General features: G+C 60.7%; 24 protein-coding genes, 2 tRNA genes and 1 pseudogene. 12 read left to right on the plus strand and 15 right to left on the minus strand.

Features of this window, described 5'->3' with window-relative positions; translation table 11 throughout:
- Positions 1–149: 149 nt before the first annotated feature.
- The 3 genes from N554_RS40050 to N554_RS0118145 all read right to left on the minus strand — a co-directional run bounded on the left by N554_RS40050 (position 150) and on the right by N554_RS0118145 (position 1,678).
- Positions 150–332, minus strand: a complete 183-nt coding sequence (locus N554_RS40050; protein ID WP_156041974.1) for a hypothetical protein — start codon at positions 330–332, stop codon at positions 150–152.
- A gap of 885 nt (positions 333–1,217) precedes the next feature.
- Positions 1,218–1,302, minus strand: a tRNA-Leu gene (locus tag N554_RS0118140).
- A gap of 133 nt (positions 1,303–1,435) precedes the next feature.
- Positions 1,436–1,678 carry a FliM/FliN family flagellar motor switch protein gene (locus tag N554_RS0118145; RefSeq protein WP_029584764.1) on the minus strand — a complete coding sequence of 81 codons (243 nt, stop codon included), beginning with the start codon at positions 1,676–1,678 and terminating at the stop codon, positions 1,436–1,438.
- Positions 1,679–1,742: 64 nt separating this feature from the next.
- Between N554_RS0118145 and lipB the strand changes: the two genes are divergently transcribed.
- The 4 genes and pseudogenes from lipB (at position 1,743) to N554_RS40055 (ending at position 3,971) form a co-directional block, all read left to right on the plus strand.
- Positions 1,743–2,495: a lipoyl(octanoyl) transferase LipB gene (gene lipB, locus N554_RS0118150; protein ID WP_029584765.1), complete on the plus strand. Its 753-nt coding sequence runs from the start codon at positions 1,743–1,745 to the stop codon at positions 2,493–2,495.
- Between the two features lie 67 nt (positions 2,496–2,562).
- Positions 2,563–3,086 (plus strand): annotated as a pseudogene (locus N554_RS36025) (DUF1801 domain-containing protein).
- 26 nt (positions 3,087–3,112) lie between these two features.
- Positions 3,113–3,565: a DUF1801 domain-containing protein gene (locus tag N554_RS0118160; protein ID WP_029584766.1), complete on the plus strand. Its 453-nt coding sequence runs from the start codon at positions 3,113–3,115 to the stop codon at positions 3,563–3,565.
- A 235-nt stretch (positions 3,566–3,800) separates the two neighbouring features.
- Positions 3,801–3,971, plus strand: coding sequence for a hypothetical protein (locus N554_RS40055; RefSeq protein ID WP_156041975.1), 171 nt, complete (start codon positions 3,801–3,803; stop codon positions 3,969–3,971).
- 169 nt (positions 3,972–4,140) lie between these two features.
- Here N554_RS40055 and N554_RS0118170 read toward each other — a convergent pair whose 3' ends face one another.
- The 5 genes from N554_RS0118170 to N554_RS0118190 all read right to left on the minus strand — a co-directional run bounded on the left by N554_RS0118170 (position 4,141) and on the right by N554_RS0118190 (position 10,414).
- Complete coding sequence (locus tag N554_RS0118170) at positions 4,141–4,575, minus strand: response regulator (protein WP_051677550.1); 435 nt, start codon at positions 4,573–4,575, stop codon at positions 4,141–4,143.
- Complete coding sequence (locus tag N554_RS0118175; protein WP_245283642.1) at positions 4,572–6,887, minus strand: PAS domain S-box protein; 2,316 nt, start codon at positions 6,885–6,887, stop codon at positions 4,572–4,574. Before N554_RS0118175 ends, N554_RS0118170 begins: the two co-directional genes overlap by 4 nt.
- Positions 6,888–7,112: 225 nt before the next feature.
- Positions 7,113–7,409, minus strand: a complete 297-nt coding sequence (locus N554_RS0118180) for an acylphosphatase (protein WP_029584769.1) — start codon at positions 7,407–7,409, stop codon at positions 7,113–7,115.
- Positions 7,410–8,288: an isocitrate lyase/PEP mutase family protein gene (locus tag N554_RS0118185; RefSeq protein WP_029584770.1), complete on the minus strand. Its 879-nt coding sequence runs from the start codon at positions 8,286–8,288 to the stop codon at positions 7,410–7,412. It lies immediately after the preceding gene.
- A 110-nt stretch (positions 8,289–8,398) separates the two neighbouring features.
- The gene (locus N554_RS0118190) at positions 8,399–10,414 is read right to left on the minus strand and encodes an acetyl-CoA carboxylase biotin carboxylase subunit (RefSeq protein WP_029584771.1); all 2,016 of its coding nucleotides are present in this window, start codon (positions 10,412–10,414) and stop codon (positions 8,399–8,401) included.
- 227 nt (positions 10,415–10,641) lie between these two features.
- On the opposite strand from N554_RS0118190, the gene N554_RS0118195 reads away from it, so the two are divergent.
- Positions 10,642–11,436, plus strand: a complete 795-nt coding sequence (locus N554_RS0118195; RefSeq protein WP_029584772.1) for a thermonuclease family protein — start codon at positions 10,642–10,644, stop codon at positions 11,434–11,436.
- A 267-nt stretch (positions 11,437–11,703) separates the two neighbouring features.
- On the opposite strand, the gene N554_RS0118205 is transcribed toward N554_RS0118195, so the two are convergent.
- Positions 11,704–12,285, minus strand: coding sequence for a hypothetical protein (locus N554_RS0118205; RefSeq protein WP_029584773.1), 582 nt, complete (start codon positions 12,283–12,285; stop codon positions 11,704–11,706).
- A 383-nt stretch (positions 12,286–12,668) separates the two neighbouring features.
- On the opposite strand from N554_RS0118205, the gene N554_RS0118210 reads away from it, so the two are divergent.
- Positions 12,669–13,328, plus strand: coding sequence for a peroxiredoxin (locus N554_RS0118210; protein WP_029584774.1), 660 nt, complete (start codon positions 12,669–12,671; stop codon positions 13,326–13,328).
- Positions 13,329–13,627: 299 nt separating this feature from the next.
- Positions 13,628–15,199 (plus strand): adenylate/guanylate cyclase domain-containing protein, encoded by a 1,572-nt coding sequence (locus tag N554_RS0118215; protein WP_029584775.1) that lies wholly within the window; start codon positions 13,628–13,630, stop codon positions 15,197–15,199.
- 46 nt (positions 15,200–15,245) lie between these two features.
- On the opposite strand, the gene N554_RS40060 is transcribed toward N554_RS0118215, so the two are convergent.
- The 3 genes from N554_RS40060 to N554_RS0118230 form a co-directional block, all read right to left on the minus strand.
- Positions 15,246–15,611 carry a hypothetical protein gene (locus N554_RS40060; protein ID WP_156041976.1) on the minus strand — a complete coding sequence of 122 codons (366 nt, stop codon included), beginning with the start codon at positions 15,609–15,611 and terminating at the stop codon, positions 15,246–15,248.
- A gap of 47 nt (positions 15,612–15,658) precedes the next feature.
- Positions 15,659–16,537 carry a DMT family transporter gene (locus tag N554_RS0118225; protein WP_029584777.1) on the minus strand — a complete coding sequence of 293 codons (879 nt, stop codon included), beginning with the start codon at positions 16,535–16,537 and terminating at the stop codon, positions 15,659–15,661.
- A 270-nt stretch (positions 16,538–16,807) separates the two neighbouring features.
- A complete protein-coding gene (locus N554_RS0118230) occupies positions 16,808–17,254 on the minus strand; it encodes a hypothetical protein (RefSeq protein WP_029584778.1) in 447 nt (148 codons plus the stop codon).
- A gap of 233 nt (positions 17,255–17,487) precedes the next feature.
- Between N554_RS0118230 and N554_RS0118235 the strand changes: the two genes are divergently transcribed.
- The 3 genes from N554_RS0118235 to N554_RS0118250 all read left to right on the plus strand — a co-directional run bounded on the left by N554_RS0118235 (position 17,488) and on the right by N554_RS0118250 (position 18,637).
- Positions 17,488–17,739, plus strand: coding sequence for a hypothetical protein (locus tag N554_RS0118235; RefSeq protein ID WP_029584779.1), 252 nt, complete (start codon positions 17,488–17,490; stop codon positions 17,737–17,739).
- Positions 17,740–18,147: 408 nt separating this feature from the next.
- Positions 18,148–18,224 (plus strand) — tRNA-Arg (locus N554_RS0118245).
- 227 nt (positions 18,225–18,451) lie between these two features.
- Complete coding sequence (locus N554_RS0118250; protein ID WP_029584780.1) at positions 18,452–18,637, plus strand: hypothetical protein; 186 nt, start codon at positions 18,452–18,454, stop codon at positions 18,635–18,637.
- 621 nt (positions 18,638–19,258) lie between these two features.
- On the opposite strand, the gene N554_RS0118260 is transcribed toward N554_RS0118250, so the two are convergent.
- Positions 19,259–19,711 (minus strand): hypothetical protein, encoded by a 453-nt coding sequence (locus N554_RS0118260; RefSeq protein ID WP_029584781.1) that lies wholly within the window; start codon positions 19,709–19,711, stop codon positions 19,259–19,261.
- Positions 19,712–19,845: 134 nt separating this feature from the next.
- The gene (locus tag N554_RS38460) at positions 19,846–20,487 is read right to left on the minus strand and encodes a hypothetical protein (protein WP_029584782.1); all 642 of its coding nucleotides are present in this window, start codon (positions 20,485–20,487) and stop codon (positions 19,846–19,848) included.
- A 261-nt stretch (positions 20,488–20,748) separates the two neighbouring features.
- Here N554_RS38460 and N554_RS0118270 point away from each other — a divergent pair, with 261 nt between their 5' ends.
- Positions 20,749–21,132, plus strand: coding sequence for a VOC family protein (locus N554_RS0118270; RefSeq protein ID WP_029584783.1), 384 nt, complete (start codon positions 20,749–20,751; stop codon positions 21,130–21,132).
- A 152-nt stretch (positions 21,133–21,284) separates the two neighbouring features.
- Complete coding sequence (locus N554_RS0118280) at positions 21,285–21,632, plus strand: GrlR family regulatory protein (protein ID WP_029584784.1); 348 nt, start codon at positions 21,285–21,287, stop codon at positions 21,630–21,632.
- A gap of 112 nt (positions 21,633–21,744) precedes the next feature.
- On the opposite strand, the gene N554_RS0118285 is transcribed toward N554_RS0118280, so the two are convergent.
- Positions 21,745–24,426: a PAS domain S-box protein gene (locus N554_RS0118285; protein ID WP_029584785.1), complete on the minus strand. Its 2,682-nt coding sequence runs from the start codon at positions 24,424–24,426 to the stop codon at positions 21,745–21,747.
- Between the last annotated feature and the right edge of the window lie 509 nt (positions 24,427–24,935).

A 24,935-nucleotide genomic window follows, 5' to 3' on the forward strand; every position in this document is an offset into this window, starting at 1 on the left:
CGGTGCGAAGCTCCGGGACGCTTCTTTCGGCTCGACGCTAGTTTTGGCTCCAGGTGAAATATCGGGCCAGCAGCGCCTAGCACTATGAATATGTGCGACGAGAATCGCGCTTGATGAACCGACGCGCCGGAAAGTGATGCACTTGCTTCTTAAGAAGCCGGCAGCGCCACCGGCGACGTTTCTGGAAATTCATTGATCTCAAGAACGAGCACATTCTTCTCTGGGCGGTAGCGATTAAACCTGAACTCCTGCTCTTTAAGCGGCGAACGAAACGCCACTGGCGTTTCACCAGACCATCGGCTGAGTTCAGATTTCAAGTCGCCGACGGTCAAATCGGTACAGGCTCAGTCATAGGGCAAACACCACAAACCTCCGTATGGCTTTCCCGATCCGTTTCGGTATCGCACGCGCACCTACGTACAATTGAGCCGTCAATCTCAATCGTTACTCTCTCTCGCAATCTGGAAGAGTCGATTGCAGCTAGCAATCCGGACGGTCCAACCACACTGAGGGAACCGGCAATTTTCACTTCGGTGGCCCGTCGCCCGGTACCAGTGGCTGCAACTAAGAGAAAGCCCTGTAGCGCCATGACGCCATACCAAATCGCTGCCCGCAAGGAAGCATCTACACAAGGAGCCTATGACATGATCGATCACGATGAATGGATCAGCTGTTCGCACTGGGGTATGTTTCCACTGGAACGAAAATCCACCAACTAGCGCCCAATGAGATATCTGTACGGCCGATTTGTATCGGCTGAGGATGTGCTTGGAGCGCAAAGAGGAGTTGCGACTTGATTAATCCAACAAGCATGGCGAACGGCTACGAGCAACCAGTCAACTGGGCACGGTTTGTTGTTCTAGCGGCAGTTGCGCTGCCGGTTTGCTTTCTGTTGGAGAGGCGATGGACAGGGGCGAGCCGTCGCATACCCCTGACTCTAGGAGAACGTGTCCGACTGAATAGCGGAAGTCCTATCGGTTTAGTTGTTGAAACCGGCGAGCTAGTCACCATCGCTTGGCCCCACGGCGAAGCAACATTCCATCCGGCATGTTTGCACCGCGTCTAGCGCGTCCGCCAATATTTGACGAACGTTGGCTTGGATTTTCGCTGCCTTGCGCGCCAGTCCAGACCGAAACGGAAACATCTATTCCCGCACGCGGTGGCGAGGTACGGGCCAGAGCGAAAAACTTAGCGATTTCAAAGCTATTTTTTTGAGGTGGTGCGCTCGGAGGGACTCGAACCCCCACGATGTTACTCACTGCCACCTCAAGGCAGCGCGTCTACCAATTCCGCCACGAGCGCTTTTTGCAGATCGGTCCGAAAATTGCGCCGGACCGGATCAACGGCGCGGGATGTAACAAATCAGGGGTGGTGGGACAAGGCCTGCAGAAGGAGGCCTCCCCACTCAGCCGAACTCTGGATCTTCAGCACTACCTCACCGGGTGCCCGGCGATTTCGGCAGCATTTGCTTGACTTCGACCGCGATACGGTTGCGATCGACAAGCACCACGCCGCTGGCGATCGGCAGGTTATTGGCGAGGATCTTGACCTCGTCCGCCTCGGTGGCGTCCAGTTCGATGATGGCGCCGCGGCTCAGGCGCATTACCTGATGAATGGGCATGGTCGTGGTCCCGAGGACCACCATGAGATCGACGCTGACTTTATCGAGGGTTGGCACTGGGAAAACCAAACTGACCGATGCAAAATTGCCTGGTTCCAGATCACCACGTTATGGTTAGCCAATGGTTAATGACCGCCAAAGCCTCGATTTGACGACGTTTGCGGGCCCCGCCGGCGGCGGTGCGGTTGAATGGCGGATATCCGAGACTCAAGTCCCCTACCCCGAGGCCGTCGCGTCCATGGAGGCGCGGGTTGCCGATATCGCGGCCCACCAGGCGCCCGAACTGGTCTGGCTCCTGGAACACCCCCCGCTCTATACCTCCGGGACCAGCGGCAAGGCTGGCGACCTGCTCGACCCCCGCTTTCCGATGTTCACCACGGGCCGCGGCGGGCAGCTCACCTATCACGGCCCCGGCCAGCGGGTAGCCTATGTGATGCTGGACCTGAAGCGGCGGCAGCCCGACGTCCGGGCCTACGTGGCTGGTCTTGAGGAATGGATCATCCGGACCCTTTCGGGCTTCAACGTGCGGGGCGAACGGCGCGAGGATCGCGTTGGCGTTTGGGTGAGTCGGCCAGATAAAGGCCCTGGTTTTGAAGACAAGATCGCCGCCATCGGCGTGCGGCTGCGGCGGTGGGTGTCGTTCCACGGCATCGCGATCAATGTCGAGCCGGACCTTTCGCATTTCGACGCGATCGTGCCCTGCGGCGTGGCGGATCCACGCTTTGGGGTTACCAGCCTGGTGGATCTTGGCCATCTCGTGGCCATGGTGGACGTCGATATCGCGCTTCGGCAGGCGTTTGACGAAGTGTTCGGCTCCGTGGAAGCGCGCCCGCCGGGCCGCTCCTCGGCCAGGGCGATTACCCCTTCGCTTTGACGCGGCGCCCCTCACCCGTCTCGCGCTGACGCGCGATCCACCCTCAGTCTATCGGTTGGAGTGAACAATGGCCGGCAAGACGTCCAAGAAGTCGGCGAAGGTGGCAAAGAAGGCCGCCGCCAAGCGGGTCGCTGCGAAGGCGGCCAAACCGCGCAAGACGGCGCCGAAGTCGCAGTCCCGCAAGATCGCAAAGCCGGCCCTCCTCGCAGGCGGCAACCCTCAGATCGCGAAGGCCGACGGCGACGCCCCCGTGCACGCCTACATCGCAGCTATGCCGGGCTGGAAACGCGATGTCGGGTGCCACCTCGACGCGATCATCGTGCGCACCGTCCCCAGCGTGCGCAAGGCGGTCAAATGGAACTCGCCACTGTACGGAGTTGAGGTCAAGGCTGGTTCCTCGGCATCCATTGCTTCACGAAGTACGTCAAGGTGGCTTTCTTCCGCGGCGCGTCGCTGCGTCCTGTCCCCCCGGGCGAGTCCAAGAGCAAGCACACGCGCTACCTCGACATCTATGAGGACGACCAGCTCGACGAAGCTCAGCTCGCCGCTTGGGTGAAGCAAGCCAGCCAATTGCCCGGCGAACGAATGTGAGCGGCCAGTGAGAGGTGACAACAACCATGAAGAAGAAAAAGAGCGGCTCGAAGGAAGGAAAAGCGGGAGACTCTCCCTCTCAGTTGATAGATGCGAGAATCAAGGAGTTGAGTGATTGGCGGGGCGAGACGCTCGCTCGGGTCCGAATTCTCATCAAGCAGGCCGACCCCGAAGCGGTCGAGGAGTGGAAGTGGAGAGGAGTTCCAGTGTGGTCGCACGCCGGAATGATCTGCACCGGTGAGACGTACAAGAATGTCGTGAAGATGACCTTCGCCAAGGGCGCCTCGTTGGAGGACCCTTCAGGCCTCTTCAACTCCAGCCTGGAAGGCAACACCAGGCGTGCGATCGATTTCCATGAGGGCGACAAGATTGATGAAAAGGCGTTGAAGGCGCTCATTCGCGCCGCCGTGGCACTGAACACGTCGGCGCGAGCTACCGCTCGCCCCGTCCGCTCTCAGAAAAGACCAAAGAGCGCTTGAGGAGCGTCGGGAAACTGCCTACGTCCGTCGCGCAACCTTACCGGTTCGGTCGACGGGCGTCGTCCACAGCATCGCCAGGAATCAGGACGCGATCCGCCGCCCATCGCGCAATCGCGCCGCCGGCCAACCTGTCGCCTTCGCGGGTCGACGGAACGGCCTGCCAACTTCTCAGTTGATTGAGACATGGAGATAATGAAGAGCTGCGCAGAAAAAACGGGATCGCAGGAGAATAGCCATGGAATGGTTGGCCTATGGAATCCCCACTATCATCTTATTCGCGCTGCTGATCTATGGCGCCACCCGCGCCGGCTGGTTCAGCAGAGCGGAGCAGCGCCAGCTCGATGCCAATACCGAGGCGGCACAACGTCGCGAGGATCCGCAAAAGCGACAACGCGGCGTAAGATAACACGCCGCCTGAGCCCATACCGGGAGAACTACCGTGACTAACGCTCCTTTGTCGGCAGCACCGAAGGCCCCTACCCGCTCGCGGCAAATACAACGTATCGCGGGCCGCCGATGAGACATGTTTATCGCTCGGCTTAACTCGGTGCCTGGGAGCACGTAAATCGCGGCCATCAGTCCAGTTTGGACAAACCTTCAGCGACCAAATCGACAAGCGACGGCATTGTATAGGGTTTCGCCAGCCAGCCGAGGGGCGCATAAGGTTCGGCGCGTTCGCGGGTCCGTGGATCCTCATGCGCGGTCGCGAAAATGCAACGGATATTGAGCTCCCTAAACAACTGGCTGGCCGCATCAATGCCATCCCGCTCGCTGGCGAGACGTATATCCATCACCGCTAAAGAGGGGCGCTGTTCCCTAGCAAGGATGATCGCTTCTTCCGCGGTCGTCGCAGTGCCGACGACATGAAAGCCGGCATCTGCAAGAGCCGTTTCCGTTTGCATCGCGATCAGGAAATCATCCTCGACGATGAGGATGCGCGCTGGCTCCTGCTGCTCCTGTTCGGCAGATGCGCTCGGCGCGCTGTTCGATCGAGCACCGTCAGGCCTCACGACGTCATTCCCGTCGCAAACCGAAGAGAAGCGCGGGACGAGGGAATGCGCGTTACCTGGAACGTTCCATGGAGTTGGCGGGCCAGCCCCAGGACAAGCTGCAAGCCCGATGAGCCGCTGCGGACGGCGTGCAGGTCGAAACCGTCTCCACCCTCTTCGACATACAATTCAAACTCGCCGTCCTTCTCTATCAGGCCGACGCGCACCGCTTCGTTCGTCCGATCCCTGATCCCGTGCTTCACCGCATTCGTCAGCAGCTCGTTCAATATCAGCGACAGCGGCATCGCAACGTCGTTGGAGAGCACGCCGCTTGCCGCCTGGCATTCTATCCTGATGTCCGGCCGCAGCGTCTGCTGGACGGTCTGACAGACGGCCTGCAGGAAGTCGGTCGCGGCAAAACGGTTCGCATCGGCGGTGCCGTAAAGCACGCGCTGCGCGGCCGCCATCGCGGAAACGCGGCGGCTCGCTTCATCAAGCACTTCCCGTGCTTCGCCGCTTTTTGCCCTTCTTGCCGAGGTGAACAGCAGCGATTGCAATATTTGCATATTGTTCTTGACGCGATGATTGAGTTCGTTGAGCAGCAGGCGCTGCTGCGTCTCCGCCTGCCTCCGCTCGCTGATGTCGATCAGCATATTGATGGCGCCCACGACCTTTCCGGAGATATCGCGCAAGGGGGTCGGGAACGGAATGAACGGAATTCGCGTACCATCCGGTCGTTCCGCGACGGCCTCGGCGTTACGTATCGGACGCCCTTCCTTCAGCGCGACCGCCATCGGGCACTGGTCGTGCGGCAAGGGCGTGCCGTCCGGATTGTAGAGCTTCCAGGTCACGCACCATTCATCGCTGCCGAGCGCCGGTGTGCGACCTGCCAATTCGACGGCCGCTTCGTTGAAGTAGGTGATCTTGCCCTCAGCATCCGTCGTGTAGATGGCCGCGGGAATCGCCGCCAGCAGCTCCTGCAGCTGCCGTTCGCTTTCCTGGATTTTCCGCTGTGCTTCTTTGCGCTCGGTGATATCGCGCGCGATCTTTGAGGCGCCAATGACCCGGCCCGAGCCGTCGCGCACCGGCGAGACGGTGAGTGAAATGTCAACCAGGCTTCCGTCTTTGCGCCGCCGGACCGTTTCGTAGTGATGGATGCGTTCGCCGCGGCGAAGGCGAGCAAGGATGCCCGGCTCTTCGTCCTGCCGCTCGACCGGAATCAGCATCGTCACCGGCTGCCCGACCGTTTCTTCCGCCGTGTAACCGAACAGATGCTCAGCGCCGGCATTCCATGTCTGGATCACCCCATCGAGATCCTTGCTGATGATGGCATCATCCGAAGACTCGACGATCGACACCAGTTGCAGGGCGCCCCGCTCGGCGGCGTATCGCGCACGTTCCGTCTTCAGACGGGCAATGCTGAAGCCAAGCTGACGGCTAAGCGTCAGCGCGACGTCGACCTCGGGGTCCGAAAGGTTCTGCGCCGCGTCGTAGTACGCCATGAACTTGCCGACGAGCTGGCCCCGCTCCTGGATCGGAATAAATGCGACCGCCCCGATACCCTCGCCAGCAATCGTTTGCTTCAGCGCGTCCGAAAGATCGGACGCCTGGACATCCTCGAAATAAACCGGACGAGGATTTTCCTCGTCTTTCATCCAGGGTGAATGACCCTCGACCGCCTGCCGGTACCCATCCGAAAGGCCCCGCCATGCGACGAAGCGCATGACGTCCGAGCTATCAAAGAGGAGAATGGCAGCGCGTTGGCAGTCAAGCGCGCGGACGATCGCGTCAAGCGCAACATCATAGACTTGCTCCAACGAACTGACATGTTGAAGCCGATCCGAAAATTCAAACAGCGCGGCCTGCTCGTCCATCCGCCGCGCCAGCGCCTGCTCGGCGAACTTGCGGCTCGTGATGTCATGCTGAACGCGCACCGCGTAAAGAAACTTGCCCTCGGCGTCACGGACGCTCGATGATGTCACCTCCGCCCAGAAGTGATCGCCGTTCTTGCGGCTAATGCGCTTCTCGATCGAGTAGCCATCGATCTCGCCGGCGAGCTGACGCCTAAACTGCTGCAGGTCGGCGTCCAAATCCTCCGGCAATGTTTCCTGAAAAATCGTCCGGCCCACTAACTCCTGCGCGGAATGGCCGGTGAGCTGGCAGAGCTGCTGGTTGACGCGCAGCATACGGCCATCGCCGTCGACCTCGACGATGCCTGCGCCAACGTGCTCATAGGTGGCCGCAAGCCGCTCATCGCGGGTAAGCACCCAACTTTCGGCGCGCGCGCTTGACCCACCCAGCGCGCGCGATTCGAGGCCCCTGAGGTCCGGCACGGATCTTTCCCGCATGTTCATGTTCCGATCCTCGCCGGAAAAAAATCCAAGCTGTCCTCGCCCCACTAGAGATCATGCTGGATCGTGCGGGTGATGCCCACCGAAGCGGAACGCGATCTACCTAGTCGCCAGAGAGGCAAAGGTTCCAAGCGGACGATGAAATCTGTGGGAATGGGTCTGAGAAGGAACCGCTACCGAAAATGTGAGGTTCCCCGCATGGGCGAGCTATACCGTCGGCAGCACCGAAAACCGCTCACCCGCCCGCCGCAAATTCAGCGCCTCGGGATCGCCGGGTTCGTCCTTGACCGCGTCGACATGCGCCGATGGCGGGCCATGCCGGCATAGTGTAACCATGGTCGCTACCAACTGCGGCGGCCCTGAAAACAGCGCCTCGACGCTGCCATCCCTCCGGTTGCGTACCCATCCCTCAAGTTTGCATGCGATCGCCTGGTGCTCGATCCAGGCGCGATAGCCGACGCCCTGCACCCGGCCGCGGATCGTCACCTGGAGGATCGTGCTCATCTACCGCTTGAGCCCCAGAAATTCCGCGAGCCTCAGCTTCACGTCGGCGTCGCGCATGAGACGGCCGGTCAGTTGCGATGACGGCAGGCCTTTCAGGTCTTTCGGCGGCACGCCTTCACGCAAGGCTCTTAACGTCTCGTAGACCGCCAGCGTCGCCGCGGCGAAGGGCGTGTGACCCTGCAACGCGATCCGCACCCGCTGGTGGACCAGGAATGCCGGATCGTCCAGTTCGCCCTGGGCATTGCCGAGAACGAGCGGCAAGGTGGTCGCAGCCGAAATCGTCTCAAGCTCCTTTCGCGTCTTCAACCCGGTGAAGAACAGCGCATCGACGCCGGTCGCCTCATACGCTTTGGCACGCGCCACGCAATCGTCAAAGCTGGTGGCCGACGGGCCGCCGCCCCGCGTTCCAGTCCGGCCCATGATCACCAGCGCCGGATCGCTGCGCGCATCGACCGCGGCTTTCATCTTGCCGATGCCTTCCTCGGTCGAAATGAGTTGCGGCTCTGCGGCGCCGTAAGCCTGCGGCAACAGCGTATCCTCGATCGTCAAGCCGGCGGCTCCCGCGGTTTCCAGTTCCTGCACCGTGCGACGGACATTGAGCGCGTTGCCATAGCCGTGGTCGGCATCGACCAGCACCGGCAGCGTCGACGCCCGCGACATCCGGCGCATCTGTTCGGCGAGTTCGGTGAGCGTGATCAGTGTAATATCGGGATCGCCGAGCACCGTGAGCGATGCGACCGAGCCGCCGAACATGCCGAGCTCGAAACCGAGGTCCTCCGCAATACGGATGGAAACCGGATCATACACCGAACCCGCACGAATGCATGCCGACCCCGACAGGATCGAACGCAAGGCTTCGCGGCGCTTTCGGAAGGCCATTGCAAGTCCCTTGGAATCCAACTCGAATGCAGCCAATAGAATTAGGCTGTTTTTGTGGTCGTTGCGAGGAGCGCAGCGACGAAGCAATCCAGATTGCTTCAGTTATGCCTTTACGAAAATTCGAGAATCAGCGCGTCCACCGCCAGGGTAGCGCCGGCGGCGGCGTGGATTTTCTTCACCGTGCCGTCGCGTTCGGCGCGCAGCACGTTCTGCATCTTCATCGCTTCCACCACGGCCAGCGTTTCGCCGGCCTTGACCTCCTGACCTTCGGCGACCGCGATCGACACCACAAGGCCGGGCATCGGGCACAGCAATTTCTTGCCGGTATCGGCCTTGGCGCCGACCGGCATCAGCCGCGCTGCCGTGGCCTCGGATTCGGTGAAGACATTGACCGCGACCTCAAAACCCTGATGCGCAAGACGAAAACCGTTGGGAATGGGCCGCACCTGCATGGCCACCAAGTGACCGTCGATGGTGCCCTGCCATACCGCTTCACCCGGCACCCATGACGAAATGAGATGGTGCGGATTGCCCAGCGTGCCGTCGGCGCCGACGAAGCGCACGGCGATGCCGTCGGCTTCGCGCGCGACGTCGAGCCCGATTTCGCTGCGTTCGAGCCACACCGCGCGACGGCGCTCGCGCTGCACCAGCCGGCCGGTCATCTGGCCGGAAATCTGCCGCTTGCGTTCGCCGAGCACATGATCGATGGCCGCGCCGACTGCCGCGAGCCGGCGCGCGATCTCACCTTCGGGCGCACGAACCGCAAATCCTTTTGGAAATTCCTCAGCGATGAAGCCGGTCGAAAGATTGCCTTCGCGCCAGCGCGGGTGATGCATCAGCGCCGACAGAAACGGAATGTTGTGGCGGATGCCATCGATGTAGAATGAATCGAGCGCGGTCGACTGCGCTTCGATCGCGGCGGCGCGCGAAGGCGCATGCGTCACAAGCTTGGCGATCATCGGATCGTAATAGATCGAGATCTCGCCGCCTTCCTGCACGCCAGTGTCGTTACGCACCGTGATGCCGTCGATGCTGCTCTCGAGCGGCGGGCGGTATTTCACCAGCCGGCCGATCGAAGGCAGAAAATTGCGGAACGGGTCTTCGGCATAGACCCGCGATTCCACCGCCCAGCCGGTCAGCGTGACGTCCTTCTGCGCCAGCGACAGCTTCTCGCCCGCGGCCACCCGGATCATCTGCTCGACCAGATCGATGCCGGTGACCAACTCGGTCACGGGATGCTCGACCTGCAGCCGCGTGTTCATCTCCAGGAAGTAGAAGCTCTTGTCCTGCCCCGCGACGAATTCGACGGTGCCGGCGGAATCGTAATTCACGGCTTTCGCGAGCGCGACCGCCTGTTCGCCCATCTTGCGGCGGGTGGTCTCATCCAGCAGCGGCGACGGCGCTTCCTCGATCACCTTCTGATTGCGGCGCTGGATCGAACATTCGCGCTCGCCGAGATAGATCACGTTGCCGTGCTTGTCCCCTAACACTTGAATTTCGATGTGACGGGGATCGACGATAAATTTCTCGATGAAGACCCGGTCGTCACCGAATGAGGCTTTGGCTTCGGCTTTGGCGAGACCGAACCCTTCAGCGACCTCGGAAGTCGAATGCGCGATCCGCATCCCCTTGCCGCCGCCGCCGGCGGAGGCCTTGATCATGACGGGATAGCCGATTTCGTCGGCGATCTTCACCGCATGCTTTCCGTCCTCGATAACGCCGAGGTGGCCCGGCACCGTCGAGACCTTGGCCTTGGCGGCGGCTTTCTTGGATTCAATCTTATCGCCCATGGCGGCGATAGCGCCCGCGTTGGGTCCGATGAAGGCGATGCCGGCGTCGGTGAGCGCGCGCGGAAAAGCTTCCCGTTCGGACAGAAATCCGTAGCCGGGATGCACGGCTTGCGCGCCGGTCTTGCGGCAGGCGTCGACGATCTTCTCCATCACGAGATAGCTTTCCGACGCTGCCGGCGGACCGATCAGAATCGCCTCGTCGGCCATTTCGACGTGGAGCGCGTCGCGGTCGGCTTCGGAATAGACCGCGACCGTCTCTATTCCCATGCGGCGGGCAGTCTTGATGATCCGGCAGGCGATCTCGCCGCGATTAGCGATCAGAATTCGTTTGAACATTTTCTGCTTACTTGCAACCTTTGGGCGGGGATCTGGCCTTACGAGCCGGGCCGCAATCTGGCATGCGGGGGCGGATGTAACAATTCCGTCGTACAGCTAAACCGAACGGAGGCAATGGTCCAGAGCGGGAATTTTGCTGCTTTGAGGCCGCCGCAGATGCTAATCGAAAGAAACTCGCAGCCGGCCAAAAGGCTTGGACCACTACAAACAGATTTGATGTACGCCAAATGCGATCACCACTTTCCTTCTTTGCAATTGTGACGTTATCGATACGTCTTCCTGTCCTGTTGTTGGCAGTTCTCTCGGCGAGCCCGACTTGGGCCGCGAGCGCGATGGCTAGGGATGGCGGCACCCTTCAGCTAGGGGGTGTGACGTACAGGCTCGATGGCATCGACGCACCAGAGTTGGACCAGATGTGCATCGACGAGCACGCCGACGCCTGGGCTTGCGGCGTTGAGGCCCGTGATCAACTCTCCAAGTTGATCGGCAGCCGCCAGGTCCGCTGTGAGGATCTTGGCTTGGGTACGAGCTACAAGAAGCGGCATATCGGTATTTGCACCGTCGAGGGCGAAGGCGTCAGCTTAAACCAGCTTCTTGTTCGCCAGGGCTTTGCCTTGAATTTCGAGCCCTATGCAAGAGGACGATTCAGGGAGGACGAGGCTGGCGCCAAAGAAAATCGCCGGGGACTTTGGAAAGGCTGCTTTGTAGCGCCTCGGGAATTCCGTCGCGGCCGAAAGGACGGCGCGTTATTGGGCGACTCCTGCAGGCCGGACAAAGACCGCGAAATACGCGCGGTCCTCTTCCCGGATAGTCCCGCCATGCCGCCCGGTTGCAGCATCAAGGGTAAGCTTGCCGTGCGGGCCCGCGTCACCGGGAATGTCGGCGTCTACCACCTGCAGGGATGTCGCAGTTACCCTGCCCTGACAAAGCCGGACCGCTGGTTTTGCTCTGAGGAAGATGCCCAGGCCGCAGGCTTTCGGAAAGCGTATAACTGCCGGGCCACCGAGCCGGCTCGGATGTAACAATTCCGTCGCACAGCTAAATAACAAAAGAGACAACGGCTGTTAGGCCGGGGCATGCATGTCAGAGTTTGTCACGATTAGGACATCCGGGACCGCAAGCTGATCCTGTTCATTCCCGACGGACTGCGCGCGCTGAAGGTCACGTCCGAGACAGCGCTGGCGATGGCCGAGGTCCGCGACAAGGGCGTCAATTTCAATAGCGGCAAACAAAAAAACCGCGGGGAAGTAAGGCCCGCCGTCGCGATATTCGCCCTTGCGATCTGAATTTTACATCCCGATGTCGAATACATTCGGCAATTGCGCAAGCGGCAGCGTCGCCGCGCCGACGATGCTGGCGACCAGGGTCATCAGGGTACGATTGCTGCGGCGCTTGCCGCGCATCTGGCTGGCGAGCCACTCCAGTACTTCGGTATCGACGCCGACCGCGCGCGTTGGCGCCCAGCTTTCGATCGCCGTTTCTGGCGACAGCGCGACGGTGCGCGACGGCACCGGCAGGCCGGACGCGGAGGCCGCGTGATGCACGATCGCCTTGGCCAACAAATCGTCGAAACGTCCGTCGTCGCTGCGCTCGGCGGCAGCATCGTTGATTTCAAACAGCGCTTCGGCTTCCGCCCGGCTGACCGGCTGATGCTCGACGGCAGTCGCGGTCAGGATGCGCGCGCACCAGGCGGCGTCGTCGGCATCCAGCGCACGGGAAAAATGAACGCGGCCCTTGGTGGTGGGGCCCTCGCCGGTGATCACGCCATCGCGCACGATCGTGAGGGCAAGCGCAGCGGTGTTGCTGCAGGAGATCTTCGACGGTTCCAGCACGCCGGCGGGTTCGACGACGTTCGCGAGAGGGGCAGACATTGGTACTCTTCTTCCCAGTTTCTTCTTCGAGAGCCAGCATTTTCATGCGGGCGTAAACGAGTGGTTAATGATTCGAAACTCAGATCGCGAGTTTTTTAGATGGTTGCCGATTAGTCGCCGTGACCTCCGTCACGGTTCAGGGGGCCAAGGGATCGCAACCCGGTCCGGCGATGCGGCGCGCAGGCGGCAAGATCGCGGCAGTGGGTTTTAGAAACCGCTGTGGTTTTTCCTTGCAGCGAGGCGGGTCAAAAGAACATGCTAGGAGTTCTCAGAAAGCGCAGAAGAATATTCCCTTTTGCCCCCGGCCGTTCACTTAAGACGCGCCGCCCCCTATATTGGGAATAGCGAATTCACCTGTAACTCTAATGACATGAGGTCGTACCATGGCTCTTCAGATAGGCGCTGTGGCCCCGGATTTCGAGGCCGAAACCACCGAAGGCAAAATCAAATTCCATGACTGGATCGGAAGCAGCTGGGCGCTTTTGTTCTCGCACCCGAAGGACTTCACCCCGGTCTGCACCACCGAACTTGGCGCGCTGGCCAAGCTGAAGCCGGAATTCGACAAGCGCGGCGTCAAGCTGATCGGGCTTAGCGTCGATCCAGTCGACCGGCACGTGAGATGGTCCGAGGACATCAAGGAGACGCAGGGCGCGGCGCCGAATTATCCGATGATCGGCGATAGCGATTTCAAGGTATCAAAGCTGTACGACATGCTGCCGGCCTCCACCTCAGGCGACGCCGCCACGCGCACACCCGCCGACAATCAGACGGTCCGCAACGTCTTCGTCATAGGGCCGGACAAGAAGATCAAGCTGGTGCTGGTCTATCCGATGACCACCGGCCGCAACTTCCAGGAAATCCTCCGCGCCATCGATTCCCTGCAGCTAACCGCGAACCATCGCGTCGCCACCCCCTCGGACTGGAAACAGGGCGAGGACGTCATCATTGCCGGTTCGGTCACCGACGAGGAGGCCAAGGCCATCTATCCGCAAGGCTGGAAAGCGCCGAAACCCTATATCCGGATCGTGCCACAGCCCAAGTAGGCCCCAATCCAATACTCGTCATTTCCCGATGTGCAATTGCACATCGGGGATGCGCCTCTTGGCGCAGACCCGGATCCATACTCCCGATGGTGGCTATGGATTCCGGGCTCGCTCGTTTCACTCGCAATCCCGAATGACGGTTACCATTTGGCATCGTCGAATTCCCCTGCATATTCACGGCGACTTTTTCAACTACATATCCGCCCCGCATGAAGTTGCAGCGCTGCAACGAGCTTTACATGCGCCATCCCCGGTGAAAGCATCGCGTACGCGACATTGACAGGTTGGGGATCGCCGCCATGGAAACTAAACCTTCCCGAGACATGCGTGCCTCGGCGCTAACGGGCTTTCTTATCGCCATGCTGCTGGCAGCGCTGCCGGTTGCGGTATGGCTCGATTTGAAAAATCTCACAGAGGACGCGCTCAGAAGGCAGGCGACCGATCTCAATTCCGTCGTCAGCAGCGTCCGCGCCTATTACGCCTCAAATGTCGTAGGACGGGTTTTGGCACATCCTGGCGCGACCCAGGTCGTCCACAACTACGAGGCCATTCCGGGTGCGATTCCTATTCCCGCAACGCTGTCACTGGAGCTTGGCAAGGTCATAAGCGAACAACAGCAGAATATCAGCTATCGGTTCGTTTCCGACTTTCCTTTCAAAAACCGGGCGTCGCATCAATTGGACGAGTTTGAGAAGGCTTCCCTAAAAAGCCTGCGCGGTAATCCCGACCAGAAGCTCATCGACGCAGCCAATTCATTGTTTAGCGACCGTGTCCGGCTGGTCGCCCCGGTCATCATGGGCCCCGCTTGTGTCAGTTGCCACAACGTCCATCCTGAGAGCCCGAAGCGCGACTGGAAAGTCGGCGACGTCCGCGGCATTCAGGAGGTCTCGATCACGCAGCCCATCGCCGCCAATATTTTTTCGTTCAAGTACCTCCTTGCCTATTTCGCTCTCGCCGCGATCAGCGGCGTATCGTTTCTGGGCTTGCAACGCCGTCAAGCCAGGCAAATCCAGGGCATGAACCGCGAGCTCGAAACGACCAATGACTTTCTCGCAGCGCTTTCGCTAAAGATCTCGCGGTATATTCCACCCCAGATATACAAAAGTATTTTCAGCGGCGAGAAGGACGTGACAATTCATACCGAGAGAAAGAAATTGACGATCTTCTTCTCGGATATCCAGAATTTCACGGCCACCACCGAGCGTCTGCAGCCGGAGCAGATTACTCAGCTGCTCAACGAATATTTCACCGAAATGTCCCAGATCGCCCATGAGCATGGCGGCACAATCGATAAATTCATCGGCGACGCGATGCTGATCTTCTTCGGCGACCCCGAAACAAGAGGCGACAGGGCTGATGCCCAGGCATGCCTGCGGATGGCTTGGGGCATGCAGCGTCGCCTTCTCGAACTCAACGCAAAATGGCGGGCCGCGGGGATTGAGCATCCGTTCAAATCGCGAATGGGCATCAACTCCGGCTATTGCAACGTTGGCAATTTCGGGAGCTCGGACCGAATGGACTACACGATCATCGGGGCAGAGGCCAATCTGGCGGCGCGACTGCAGGCCATCGCCGAGCCGGGCGGCATCGTCATCAGCTATGAAACATTTGCGTTGGTGAGTGACGTCATTGCCGCCCATCCGTTGCCGCCGATCACGATGAAAGGCATCAGCCGTGAAGTCATTCCCTATTCGGTGGATAGTGTGCTCGACGCCTCGGCCAGAGGTGAAGTCATCGTCGAGCGCATGAAGGGGCTGGATTTTTACCTCGATCCCTCGATCGTGGATGCGCAAGGCGCCGATCGCATCCGGTCGATATTAGGAGACGCGATGGCTACGCTTGATCGACGACAACCAAAACCGACGCAGTAGGACGGACTTTGGAATCGCTTTAACACCTCTACGAATCCCGCTATCGTCAGGGATTCGACAAAACCCTGGGGGACGACGATATGGACGACGAAAAACCCATCCTGGAGCAAGCCGCAGATGCGATGAGCAGCGCCGCCAACGCGACCACGGACGCTGCCAAGACAGCGGTCAAAAAGGTCAGGAAGGCCGCCAAGAAAATCGCGAAGAAGATGACGCCGAGGAAGAAAGCGGCGAAGAAATCCAAGAAGGCCGTCAAGAAATCTTCGGCGAAAAAGTCGCCGAAAAAGGCTGCCAAGAAAGCCCGCAAGAAAGCCGGCAACAAAGCCAGCAAGAAAGCCGCTAACAAGAAAGCCGCTAAAAAGAAAAAGAAGGCCAGGAAGTCGAAGCGCTGATCGCTGATCCCGGCGCGCAAAGAGCCTCCGGAAGAGGGTCCGGGGGCTCTTGGCGACTTAAGCTTAGTCAGGCTCGCGCGGGCCGGTTGACGAGAAACACCGCGCCGGCGCAGGCAATCATGCCCGCTATCGCAACCGTGTCGAGCCGCTCGCCGAACAGGACATACGCCATCACGGCGGTGACCGCCGGAACAAGGTAGAACAGGCTCGCTACGGAGGTAGCCGCCGAGCGCCGGATCAGCCAGTATAACAGCCCGATCGATCCGATCGATAGCACCACCGCAAGCCAGGCCAGCGACAACACGAACTCGCTGGTCCAGTGCACCACATTGGTCTCCAACAGCCCCGCGCCGATGCCAAAGAAAAGCATCACCGCGATGTACTGCACGAGATTGCCCGCCCGCCAGTCGATCCGGCCGCAATAGCGCCTCTGGTACAGCGTGCCTAAGGTGATGCCGACCAGCGACACGCCCGAGGCCAGCCATCCCCAGCCCGCCTCCCCGCTCATCGGGCGATCGTGCAGGATCAGCACCACGCCGCCGAGCCCTAGCAATAGCCCCGTCCATTGCAGCGGGGTGACGCGTTCGCCGAGCCAGCGGTTCGCCAGGGTCGAAGTAAGGATGGGCTGCAGGCCTGGAATCAACGCCGAAAGGCCGGCAGGGATCGAATGCGCGATCGCGATCGCGGTCCCGCCGAGATAAAGTCCATGCACCAGAATGCCCGCGACCACGCTGTGGGCAATACCGATGCGGTCAGGCCATTTCGGCCTTGCGATCGCAAAGATGATCGCCATCAGCCCGACCACCACGGCCATGCGGATCGCGAGATAGGTCAGCGGTTCAGCATTGTGCAGCACATACTTGGTGGCGATAAAGCCGGTACTCCAAAGCACGACGAAAACCGCCGGCGCCGCGCGGGCAGCAAGATTCTCAGGATTATGATTCATGCCGACCTGAGTGCCCGATCATGTGTTGTGCCGCAATGCCGATCTGCGCGGGCTCGCTCGCGCGGGATGACATGACTCGGATGGGAAGTAAGCAATCGCTAGACGCGCGCCGGAAATACGGCGCGTCCGTTTCAACGCGTTCGAATTGATGAAGAGCGGGAAATCCTTCCGCGGCGTGCGCCGGATGCTGCGCACCGCGCCTCCCTTGGCCGTCATCGCCCGACATGTGCGGACGTGGGGACGCTTTAGGCCAGCGGGCTCATCCCAAGATCAAAACTCTTCCGGGCAGGGATCGACGATCTTCCAGAGTTCTGTGCCGTTCTTGACCTTCTTCATCTCGGTGGTCAGCCCGCCGTTGCGGTGGATCCAGTCTTTCACCGGCTCCGGATAGTAGGACATCAGGTCCGATGTCCCCTCAGAACTGGTGACCTTGATCCCGAAGGTGAAGGCCTTGTCGTAATAGGCCTGATGAAAGCCAAGGCTGGCGCGCGGCGTCACGCAAATCTTGTTCATCGGCACGATGCCGAACACCAGCGTGCAGGCCGAATTGCAGATGCCGTCGATGATCACGCGCTCGCGGCGATCACGGATGCGCTGGTACTTTACCTTGTATTCCTCGACGTAACCGCCGTGATCCCTGGTGATGCGCAGATCCGCGCGGGCCGGCGCGGCGACCAAAAGCGGAAGCAACAGCAGGGCGAAAGGCGTGATGCGCATGGATCGGTCGAGAACCGGTAGAGCCTGTCGGGACGCGGGAAACCCGGTCCCCTAAGCAGACCAGAGGGCAAAACTCTGGCCGGACTGTGTTGGAGCCTCCTTAAGCACCCCGAACGGAGCGAAAAATCCCGTCCTGCGACGAATTTTCCTCCCTTTTTGGGGTATTGCGGTCTGGATGAGAACCGTACTTGGCCTAGAATGCCCCGCGTCATCCGATTTTTTGGAGAATCCAGATGTCCCACCCAAAAATCCTTTTTGCCGCCGCCATTCTGACCGCCCTGGCCGTGGCACCGAGCTTGGCGCAGGCCCGGACCCACTATCCTCGGCTTTATGGGTTACCCTACGAAATCAGCTACAATCACAATTACGGCCCCGGCCCCCGGCCCGGCACCTTCACCTATTATGACGGTCCTTCGACCGTTCACTGTGCGCAGAGCGCGGCGACCTATCGCGGCGCGGATCGCCGCCGCTATCCCTGCAACTGATCCGGCCGATATCGTCTGCCAGCGCGCACGTCTCGAACCCATCGCCCGGAATTCCGGGCGATGGACAACACCGGCCGAAAGACCGTTGAGGCCGATACCGATCTCGTAGCGTGGACGCCGCGCGGCGATGTCGTTGAACTGCAGTGACGGCAGCGACGCGTCGCCGACTAGGTCGACGAAAAGGCGGCCAACACGCGCGCCGTTTTTGTGGCCGGTTATCGAATTTCCCCGGACGAACTTGGTACAAATCGGCAAACAGGTGTTCCGCCGACAGGGACACTGGACCGTAGCCCTTCTCCGCCAACTCTGATAATCGAAGGCGCCCGAATATCTTTCGGCCGATGATTTTCACTGCCTGGTTAGTGCCCAAGAAATCGGGGATCCCGCTAACTCATTGAAAACATTGATGCGCTCGTAGCTCAGCTGGATAGAGCATCGGACTTCGAATCCGAGGGTCGGGAGTTCGAATCTCTCCGAGCGCGCCAGCCGTCCACGGTCCGTTCCGGAGACATAGGGAACAGGTCGTACCTAAGGCATGGGTAACACTTTCCCCAAGTTTCGAAGCTGCACTCGGCATTAGCCGGAAAGCCAACGACGCCACAAACCCGCTCCCACCACGTGATGCGGGTGCCTCGTCTTCGCCTCGGAACCGCTACTCGAAGATCCTTCTCGTACGGCACGACCTGAACGGGTGCGACGCCACGCGATTTGAATGATCCTGCCGGAACTTCGCTTAAAACCTGAACGTTGCTTCGGTGTATTCGATTCCGGAGAATGCAATGACCGTGGAGATCGCGATCCCGTGAAGCTGTTTCGCCGGTGCGGTTCCGACGAAGCCGTTTTCTTGCCAAGCGAAGACATCCTGAAACAGGCGCCTGATATCAATACTCTCGATTAACTAGCGGAGGTCCGACCATGTGGTGGACCCTGATCATCGGTCTGGTTCTTGCTTACCCGGCATTCGAGATGGTCGAGGAATGGCGCCTTCAGCGCGCCGCCCAGAAAGACCTTGTTGAAATGCGGAGACACGCAGCCTCTGGCCACCGGTGGGATGCCACACGAGGCCAATGGGTGGGGTGATTTATAGGTCCACCATGCGTTTCCTCGCAGTCGTCACCGTTGCCGGTCTTTTCCTGCTTTGCTCTGTATTGCTCAGTTCGCCCTCGGCTAGTGCGTAGCACAACTCGCCTACCCCTCACCTCTCCTCGTCCGGATGTAGTCAAGCTAGCAAGGGATCTCCCGCACTTTCGTCAGCTTGATCATGTGAACCGGAAGCGCGCAGCACCGCGACCGGCATCTCAGCGCAGCCTCAAGCCGTCGGCCGGAGCGTTCCGCCGTGCCACCATCGGGTCCGGACGTGGTCGGCCAAGGCGAAGCACGCGAGGTTAGACGGAGCGGAGGTTCGCCCGCGTCACTGAATCGCCGCTCGCGAACAGTGTAACCTCATGTCCAAGCTCAACCGATTCCTATGCTCAGTCACGCCGCTTGGAGTTCGCATCTCTCCAAGCGCGCCAACTGGCTACCAGGTGCCGAAGTCGAAGAAGCCAAATCGCGGCTGCTGCGCCATCAGAATCCTCGGCGGGGCTACATGGCTCTTCGCAACCTTGCGTTTTCGTTGCAGCTTCGGCTCCGGCTTTGTCGGATTTGATGATGCTGACTGGCTTGCATCGGACGATGGCAGTTGCGCGAGCGCCTCCCGCGCACCCGCCTTCGCCGAGACGCCGGCAGCCGTTGTCGGGACCGGCGCAGGGACGCTGGACCCTGCCTGCGCGGTCGGTAGAGGAACGATGGTAGGAATGCTGGTATCAAACACGACGCGCTCCGGCCATTTCCGATCGGAGTGAATGCGAATAGGCGGCATACCAGCTTCGGTCCTGTCCGCAGCCGGTGTCTTCGGCAGGAATGCATCCGAAACAAACAGCAGCGCCAGCAACACGCCGCCGACAAATAAAAAATACCGGGCCAAAGGCATTTTAGTATCGCTCCATCCGCGCTGCGGCCGCGGATCCTCCGTTTAACTGGGGTTGGCGCGATTGGTTCCTAGTGCTGCCATGGGCTAATAACGACGATGTTACCGCTCCGTTAGCCTTGCGGCAGGTCCCGGCGCTAGATGTGACTGGCTGCGACCAGCGAGCATTTCGCTCGATCGGCATTGATATTGACGTGACCGACGTGCAGCCGGGCGAAGGTCTTGCGGCTCTTCATGTTGACGGTGTCGCGAATTAGCCGCTTGCGATCGGTCAAATGGCTCCCGTCCCTGCGGGCAAAGGAGCAGAAAATCTCGATGTCCTTGATCGCGTAGTCGTTGGTGTTTCGTAGTGTGAAGGTGACCAGAGCTTTCGACCCCAGCCCGCCCCGGCGCCAGGACTGCGACGAAATCTTGAGGCCATCGAGGGGCGCCCTCTCCACAGGAGCGATCGCCTCTGCGGTCGCCGGATTGAACTCGATCTCGCTCGGCCCAGTTTTCGTTTGCGTCGCCTCCGTCTCTGGCGATTGTGCGGGCTCGGTGGCGGCGGCGGTGGCAAGGCGCACCGGTTCGCCTTCGGCCGTATGGTTGCCGGCCCCCGACAAGGCCGTCCACGCCCCGAGCCCGGCGATCAGGACCGCCGATAGCCACAGCAACCGGGAATTTAGCTGTCTAGCCGCGATATTTTCGGCGGCGCCTGAAAAGCCGCCATCACCCCCTCCGGTGAGCCTCGCGAGGCCGGAAAACCCTGTCAATTCGACGCGATGTAGCGCGGTATCCATGGTCATGCCATCGACAGGCGGCGAAATGCACTGCTGCACCGCACGGCAAAAGCGGCACGGCGTTGCCGCACGATTCCGCCGCTGTTCCATCAATCGGCGAAACCTAAATTGGTTTCATCCAAGTACAACAATATAGCCTAGTCGGGTCAAAGGATGGCCATGGCGGAATGCGACCGCTAAAACTGAGTGCTGGAGCCGCGCCGCAGCCCACGAGAGGCGCCGCAGCAAGCGACTTGCAACAGACAAATGGGGAGACCGACGATGCCGATAGTCACCTGGGACCATGTTCATTTGCGCAGTCCCGATCCCGAAGCGACTGCGGCATGGCTTGAAGATATCCTCGGCGGCGTGATCATCCGCGGCCCCGGGCGGATCGACGTCAAGCTCGGCGGCGCCAACCTGTTCATCGCGCCGGTCACGCCGGGCGATGGCGTCAACACGCCACCGGTGACACCCTATCAGGGACTGGATCATTTCGGGTTGACCGTAAAGGACATCGATGCGGTAGCCGCCGAGATCAAAGCCAAAGGCGTCGAGTTCACGAAAGAACCGACGACGATTCGGCCGGGCGTCCGCGTCTGCTTCATTCGCGGTCCGCAGGGCATCTCGATCGAGCTATTGGAGCGCGACAAGAAGTATGCGTAAGCCGCACCGCGAACGGCAGGCGACCCCGGTCATGCTGCCCGGCGAGATTTCGGACGGATTCCCGGCCAAGCTACCGCATTGACGGTGCCTGCCCCGCTTTGGCATAACAGCATACCGGCTCCGTCGTGACGGATGTCGTAACCGGCCACATCATGAAAAACGGTCTGTATTCGATCCACGTCAGCCTGCAGGATGGCCGAACCGGCAAAGGCAGCGGCGTGATCATGTTCCGGGACGGCAAGATCCTGGGCGGCGACGCCTATCTGTTTTACACCGGGAGCTATACGGCGAAGGGCAATACCTTCAAGGGCGAGGTGCTGGTCCAGCGCCACACCAGCAGTCCCGATGCTAACCCTCTGTTCGGCGAGCCGAGTCCGGTCGGCATCGGTGTCTCCGGCACGTTCACCGATGCGGCGGCTGTGATGGATGGCACGGCGCTTGTCGGCAAGGCCAGCCAGATCTTCAGGGCGACCTTGCGCAAACTGGCCGAGCTCGACTAAGGCTCCATTTCGATTGAATCGAAAAGGAGCTTAGATTCCTGATTCGACGCGTTTTCTTGACGCGAACCAGGCTCCCACTTCGCTTGAAAACGATCTTGCCCATCTGCGCCCGCTATTCGGCGGCCTGCTCCAGCGGTGCAATCCGGGGAAGGATGATCTGGATTCGGGTGCCTCCCCCCGGCTCGGAATCGAGGTCGAGCCGGCCGCCCAGACGATTCGTGACGATGCTGTAGACGATATGCAGGCCAAGTCCGGTGCCGCCCTGGCCGCGGCGCGTCGTGAAGAACGGATCGAACGCACGGCGGCGGACGTCAAGGCTCATACCGCAACCATTGTCGGAAAAAAGAATCTCGACGTTATCCTTGCCAGACTCGCGTACCTGAATATCCACCGTGCCGGGCTTGCCGTCGGGAAACGCGTGCGCCACCGAATTCAGAACCAGATTGGTGAGCACCTGCCCGTACGGCCCGGGATAGCTGTTCATGGTGAGATTAGGCTCGCAGTCGATGGTGAGCGTCAGATTACGCTTTCGCAAGCCCGGCCGCAGGCTCATCACGACCTGCTCGGTCAGATCGCCGAGGTCGAAGACGCGTTGATCCGAGTAATTCCGGTCGGCGGCGACCTGCTTGAACGACTGGATCAGTTCGGCCGCGCGATTGAGATTGGCGACCAGCTGTGAGGAAGCATCGCGGCTGGTTTGAAGAAAGTCATTCAGGCTGGATCGCCTGAGATCGCCGCGCGCCACCTCGGCGACGAACAATGCCGTCTTGCGCTCCAGCGACGAGGCGACCGTCAGGCTGATGCCAACGGGGTTGTTGACTTCGTGAGCGACGCCCGCCACCAGCCGGCCGAGCGCGGCAAGCTTCTCCGCCTCAATCAGCGAATTTTGCGTCTCCCGCAAGTTGCGCAGTGCCGCTTCGGCGGCATCCTTGGCCTTGCGCATCTCCTGCTCGCCGCGCTTGCGGTCCCCGATGTCGAGCGCGACGGTGACGATGTGTTCGATTTCGCCGTCCGCGTCGAGCAGCGGAAGCTTGTTTACCAGCCAGTGCCGCATGTTGCCGGAGTAGTCGATATATTCTTCCTCATAGAATCCGAGCTCCCTGCCCGCCGCCAACACCCGCTTGTCATGCTCGTCGGTCTTCTGCGCGCCGTAGCGCGACATCAGGTCGGTCGTGGTGTGGCCGATCGCATCCTTGGGCTCGATGCCGAAAACGCGGGCCATGTAGCGGTTCATCAGGACATAGCGAAGCTGTTTGTCCTTGACGTTGATCATGGCGGGCACCGTGTCGACCACTTGTTGCAGCAGCCGCCGGCCTTCGGCGATCGCGTCCTCGGCGCGCTTCTGATCGGTGATGTCGCGCAGCGTTCCTTCGTAGCGGATGATCTCGCCGATTTCATCGCGCACGGCGGTGGCGCTGTCGGCGAGCCAGAGCACCGTCCCGTCGCGCGCGCGAACCTGATATTCGAATTCGCGCACCATTCCGTCGCGCTGCATCAGCGACTGGTATTCCGCGCGCGCCGCCGGATGCACGTAAACCGTATCCGCGATATCGCCGATGCTGTTGATCAAATCCTCCGGCGTGTCATATCCCATCATGCGCGCCAGCGCCGGATTGGCATTGAGAAGCGCGCCGCCGGGCGTGGTCACATATATGCCTTCGACGGAACCTTCGAACAGCTTGCGATAGCTTTCCTCGGCGAGGCGCTGCTCGGCCAGGGCACGCACGGCCGCCTCGCGCGCCGCGTCGGCGTCGACAAGCGTGCGGCGGAACACTTCGGCGGCGCGGGCGATATCACCGATTTCGTTGTTCACATCGGTGGCGGGAATCGAGGCGTCCTTCTTGCCCGCGGCCAGCGCGCGGATAGAGGCCGCGATCGAGGCCAGCGGACGCACGGTGCGGCGAACCACGAACAGCGCTGCCAGAAGCCCGACCAGCACACCGGCCGTGCCGAGTACGATGCTTTGCCACTTGGCTTCAGTCAGCGTCCGCGCAAACTTCCGCGACAGAATCCGCCCCCGCCGTGCACTGGCCTCACGCAGCAATTCCGTGACGCGTCCGATCAGGCGGCCCTCGGCGCCGAGAACCTCCCTGTCGATATCCGCGATCTGACGCTCGCGAAGCGATATCGCAATGATCGCCTGCGCATAGTTGTCGACAGCCGTACGCAGTTTCGGATCTGGTATCGTCAACGTTCTCATGCTTTGGGCGGCTTGCTCGGCAGCCCCTGGATTGCGCGCGAGCAGCGCCGACGCGATACGGCTTTGCGTCTGGAACAATGTCGACGCAATAGCCGGCTCGGGGGTATCCGCAATGGCGGCATCGAATTGTTCGCGCAGCGGCGGGAGCCCGATGATCAATTCGGCGCGGCGATCGATCAGCGCGGAAATACGCTCAATGCCAATGCGATAGGTCGACAGCCGCTGCGTGACCCCATCGATCATGTCCTGTTGCTCGGGTGCGAGTTCGAGACGGGTCTTCTTCAAAATCTCGCCCAGCGATGCTGCGGCTTCCGCGACTTGGTTGGATTGGGTGCCAGGGTCGGTGACGAAGTCACGGGCAGCGAGCCGCAATTCGTTCATACGGCGATCGATATCCTCAGCCAGATCGTTGACGCTCTGCAGCCGCTGCAGTTCGGCAAAGGTTGAATCGATCTGGCGGATGGCGAGGACGCTGGCGATGCTGGTAATCGTGATCACGGCCAGCAACAGCAGGAAGCTGCCAAACGTCAGCTGGCCGATCGACAGCGAGAAAGAGCGTGTTCTCTGCAGCAAGGCCGCAAATGCAGATGGCATGGTTATTAAGACCGGGCTCCAATCTATCGTAGTATATACGACGTATTGGAGGTCCGAGGGAACACGCTCGAAACAGTCCTGCGGCTAGCAATGCGCGGCAGACGGTGCTGGGCGGGCATCGTCTTGCCGGCTACTGGCCTCCAAACTGCGGAATTCCGGCGCTGCCGAGGGCCTCCGCGCCGAGCGGATGACGAAATCTGTACGGCCGACGACGGTGCCTTTCTGGCGGCAACCGCTGTCCCCGAGACAGCCCGAACTCGGGCCGGATGCTGTTTCGGCCCCCCTTTTGCGGCCCGGCACCATCGCCTGCGCGACCTGATTAGAGCGGATTGCTCAGGCAGCTCCTTCCGTCGCTGCCTTGCACGGTGGTATCGTCATCGCGGCCACGCCGATCACGACGCAGCCGAGGCCGATCCACGCCGTCGGAGAGTACCGAGATTGTGCACCCCGGATCAGCCGCGCACGACCCCGTGAAGAACGGCGTGCAGCGCAGCATCCGGAGAGTGTCT

Source organism: Bradyrhizobium sp. URHD0069 (assembly GCF_000701345.1).
Lineage (GTDB): Bacteria > Pseudomonadota > Alphaproteobacteria > Rhizobiales > Xanthobacteraceae > Bradyrhizobium.